The organism is Mesorhizobium sp. M7A.F.Ca.CA.002.15.2.1, from assembly GCF_003998715.1.
GTDB lineage: Bacteria > Pseudomonadota > Alphaproteobacteria > Rhizobiales > Rhizobiaceae > Mesorhizobium > Mesorhizobium ciceri.
This window is the reverse complement of sequence record NZ_RZPI01000874.1, coordinates 1-1965: the sequence shown is the minus strand read 5'-3', so window position 1 is coordinate 1965 and position 1965 is coordinate 1. Positions and strand designations below refer to the sequence as shown.

Here is a 1965-nt window from a genome sequence, read left to right as displayed (position 1 = left end):
GCACGACGCGATCTTCGCCGACATAGCTGTACCCCTGGCTGAGCGCGATCGAGCGAATGCCGAGCAGCGCGCCCTCCATGGCGCCGGCGACGGTGCCGGAATAGGTGACATCGTCGGCGATGTTGGCGCCCGAATTGATGCCGGACAGGATCAGGTCGGGTGCGCCAGGCAGGATCTTCTTGACGCCCATGATGACGCAATCGGTCGGCGTGCCGCGCACGGCAAAATGCTTCTCGCCAATCTTGCGCAGCCGCAGCGGCTCCGAGATCGACAGCGAATGCGCATAGCCGGACTGGTCCTGCTCGGGCGCCACCACCCAGACATCGTCGGACAGCGTACGTGCGACGCGTTCGAGCGACGCCAGGCCCTCGGCATGAATGCCGTCGTCATTGGTCAGGAGGATACGCATTATTTCGCTTCGATCTTTTCCAGACCGCCCATGTAAGGCCGCAGCACTTCAGGAATGGTTACGCTGCCATCCTCGTTCTGGTAGTTTTCGATGACGGCGATGAGCGCGCGACCAACGGCTGTGCCCGAGCCGTTGAGCGTGTGGACGAAGCGGTTGCCCTTGCCGTCCCTGTCCTTGTAGCGGGCGTCCATGCGGCGTGCCTGGAAATCGCCGCACACCGAGCAGGACGAGATCTCGCGATAGGCGTTCTGGCCGGGCAGCCAGACCTCGATGTCATAGGTCTTGCGTGCGCCAAAACCCATGTCGCCGGTGCACAGCGTCATGGTGCGGAACGGCAGGCCGAGCCGCTTCAGCACTTCCTCGGCGCATTGCGTCATCCGCTCATGCTCGGCAAGTGACGATTCCTGATCGGTGATCGACACCAGCTCGACCTTGTAGAACTGATGCTGGCGCAGCATGCCGCGCGTGTCGCGCCCGGCCGAGCCCGCTTCCGAACGGAAGCACGGTGTCAGCGCGGTGTAGCGCAGCGGCAGTTTTTCATGCGCGGTGATTTCCTCACGCACAAGGTTGGTGAGTGGGACCTCGGCGGTGGGAATCAGGCCAAGCCTGCCCTCCCCGTGCGGCGTAAAGAACAGATCTTCCTCGAACTTCGGCAATTGGTTGGTGCCGAACAAAACATCGTCCTTGACCATCAGCGGCGGAATGACTTCCTCGTAGCCATGCTCGGTCGTGTGCAAATCGAGCATGAACTGGCCGAGCGCGCGTTCCATCCGCGCCAGCCCGCTTTTCAGCACGGTGAAGCGCGAGCCTGACAGCTTTGCCGCGCGCTCGAAATCCATCATGCCGAGCGCTTCGCCGATCTCGAAATGCTCCTTCACCCAGTTCGGCCGCGTCGGCACCTTGCCGACGATGTGCTTGACGACATTGTCGTGCTCGTCCTTGCCGACAGGCACGTCGTCGAACGGCACGTTGGGCAGCACCGCCAACGCATCGTTCAGCGCCTTGTCCAGCTCGCGTTCGCGCGCCTCGCCGTTCTGGATGAAGACCTTGATCTCGCCGACTTCGGCTTTCAGCGTCTCGGCCAGGGCAGCATCGCCCGAACGCATGGCGTTGCCGATCTCTTTCGACGCGGCATTGCGGCGCTCCTGCTTGGTCTGTAGCTCGGTAACGTGTTCGCGCCGCGCCTCGTCCGAGGCGATCAGCCCGCCGACCGTGGACTGCGCCTCGTCAGCCGACCACGAGCGCTTCACCAGCGCCTCGACAAGGGCCTTCGGGTTGTCGCGAATCCATTTGATGTCAAGCATGGTTTGAACGCTCCGGGGTAGCATGTCGCCCAAAGTGCGCAGCGGTTTGGGACAACGACATGCTTCAAACAAAACTGAAACGCATCGCTTTCAGTGCGATGCGTTTCAGCCAGAGGGCGTAAACCGCATCCTCGATCGATGCAAGATGGGGCATGGGGAACGCAAGCATGCGATCACGCTTTGACGCGCTTTCGGCTGAAGGCGGGGGAGAGCCTGAAATGAAAAACCCGCCTCTACGGCGGGGCGGTGGCG

3 protein-coding genes are annotated in these 1965 nt (G+C 62.4%); all 3 read right to left on the bottom strand.

The window, feature by feature from the left end; all coding sequences use genetic code 11:
• A partial coding sequence (gene surE / locus ENZ74_RS30540; RefSeq protein WP_127313247.1) for a 5'/3'-nucleotidase SurE occupies positions 1 to 409 on the bottom strand: 409 nt, incomplete at its 3' end.
• Positions 409 to 1713, bottom strand: a complete 1305-nt coding sequence (gene serS, locus ENZ74_RS30535) for a serine--tRNA ligase (protein WP_063168117.1) — start codon at positions 1711 to 1713, stop codon at positions 409 to 411. The genes serS and surE, both read right to left, overlap by 1 nt.
• A 64-nt stretch (positions 1714 to 1777) precedes the next feature.
• Positions 1778 to 1965: hypothetical protein (locus tag ENZ74_RS34800; RefSeq protein ID WP_206522367.1), on the bottom strand; the 188-nt coding region annotated here is incomplete at its 5' end.